At 42.3% G+C, this 1,945-nt stretch carries 2 protein-coding genes; both read right to left on the reverse strand.

What is annotated here, in order from left to right:
- Positions 1-17 precede the first annotated feature (17 nt).
- The gene (locus tag J8Z24_RS18925) at positions 18-950 is read right to left on the reverse strand and encodes a CPBP family intramembrane glutamic endopeptidase (protein WP_252096000.1); all 933 of its coding nucleotides are present in this window, start codon (positions 948-950) and stop codon (positions 18-20) included.
- 113 nt (positions 951-1,063) lie between these two features.
- Positions 1,064-1,933: a cupin-like domain-containing protein gene (locus J8Z24_RS18930; RefSeq protein ID WP_252096001.1), complete on the reverse strand. Its 870-nt coding sequence runs from the start codon at positions 1,931-1,933 to the stop codon at positions 1,064-1,066.
- Between the last annotated feature and the right edge of the window lie 12 nt (positions 1,934-1,945).

A 1,945-nucleotide genomic window follows, 5' to 3' on the forward strand; every position in this document is an offset into this window, starting at 1 on the left:
TTTTTATTATTTCGCTCCTAAAATTGCATATTTACTTGCAACAACGGCACACTACCACCATGTTCTAACTCAGCTATTCCAGCAATAACATTTATCCAATAATGAACAGCAACTGATTGTTCTAGGTCATAGTTATTACGTTGATGTAGCCAGCCCAGATAACCACCGATCGCCGTCGCAGCACCAAAACTTGCTTGGTTACCACTGCCGCTGTGCAAAGCACCAAATAAAAGGGATGACACAACGAGGCCTGAGCGTTGTCCCAGTTGATGGCTTAGTTCAGTGTTGAGGTAACCACGGAAAAACGCTTCTTCGCCCACCGCAGTAAACAGGTTGCCAGCAAGATTTGCACTGTGTGCCTCAAACAAACTAACACTATCATCTCTTTCTATGGCATAGACGTTATCGCGTGAAGAAACATAAGCCGCAACCAATAACAATGGAATATAAGTACTTGGTTTGGATAGATTCTCCCACTTGAATGGGGCTTTCCATAATTGTGATACTGGCGTGGCTGACACGGTGACGTCATGATCAAATTGCCGGTATTTGGCTCGACTTTGATACGCGTCGTAAGATGACATAAACATGCTGTTTAATGCCACATTTGAGGTGAAATCGGCCTTTAGCGTAGTGGCATTTAAATATTCAATGTCTAATACGTCGTTATCTCGATCATCATCATCGATATAATCATCTTGATCAGAGTAGTGGCCATATCCCGCAAAACCGACCAAAGTCGACGTGGCATACCATGTGGTTTTTTGGTATTGCCCATCCAAACCTTGGATCACTCCTGGAAGGACAAATCCTGATAGCGCCCCTAAATTAGGGCTATCACTTAATATACTCGGCTTAAAATCATAGGGGTCATTATCAGAGACTTCAGCATTTGCTGTATAAGAAAATAGCCATAACACAATGACCCCACCAATGGTCGAAAACTTCATGCTCTTATTCCTTTAACGTTAACTAGTTGCGCCACTTGCTTAGAATAAAAATCACGCAAGTGGTGCTGCTACCAATGCTACTTTTAGGTAGATTGGCAGTACCTCTTGACTACCTAAGAGACATAATTGAGGTAGCCTTTGTACAATCGGAAAAACACCCGCTCTGGTAACAGCTTCATCAACCTTAATAAACATAAAAAGTTGTAATAAAAGTTAGTTACTGGTATGCCCTCGTATAGCGCTTTAACACCACGCCACGCGCTATGTTGATTATGAAAATCAATATTAAAAGACACGCAGGTATCCATAGAGCGAACATGATGCAAAGTACCGCTTGGCATAAACAAAATATCACCGGCTTCCACGTCGACGACTACCGCTTTGTCCTTATCGTACTGAGCATATTGCTGTAGATCAGGTTGTTCGGGGTCAAGTTTGAACCAACGCCAGCCATATCTGCCACAATGACGACTATCTTCATATGGCAGTAGCGTAAAGCGTTTAGTCCCCTTGATTTGGAAGAACAAATTGTGCGTCAGTAAGCAGTCAAAATGTAGCGGTGTGACACTTTGCGAGGGGCCAAGAAAAAACTGGCAATATTTCCACCAATTACTATAAGCAATTGGCATAAAGTTACTAGGAAAATCATTTATATCCTGTTTCAATTCCGGTAAGGCATGAAATATTGGAATATCGTGACAATAAGCAGGGAATTCCCCTTCACCTCGCTCATACGCATCTAATTGGTCGCAATAATCTCCAAGCGGCATTGCCTCTTTAATAATATTGCCTTTTTCAAACCGCTTTACTGGTACTTGCTGATCTGGAAAATGCTGCTTGAAATAGCGGGTTCCCCACCCTTGGGTTGCTTGCCAATGTTTGATGGCCCCCTTAATCAGTACAGGGCGGCCTGGTTTTAAATAATTGCGCTTAAACTCAGAAGCTGTCAGCGAATCTACAATGTCAACTTTATACTTATCCATGAATTTTCCTTA

Origin of the sequence: Pseudoalteromonas sp. SCSIO 43201 (assembly GCF_023716725.1) — a bacterium.
Taxonomy (GTDB): domain Bacteria; phylum Pseudomonadota; class Gammaproteobacteria; order Enterobacterales; family Alteromonadaceae; genus Pseudoalteromonas; species Pseudoalteromonas peptidolytica.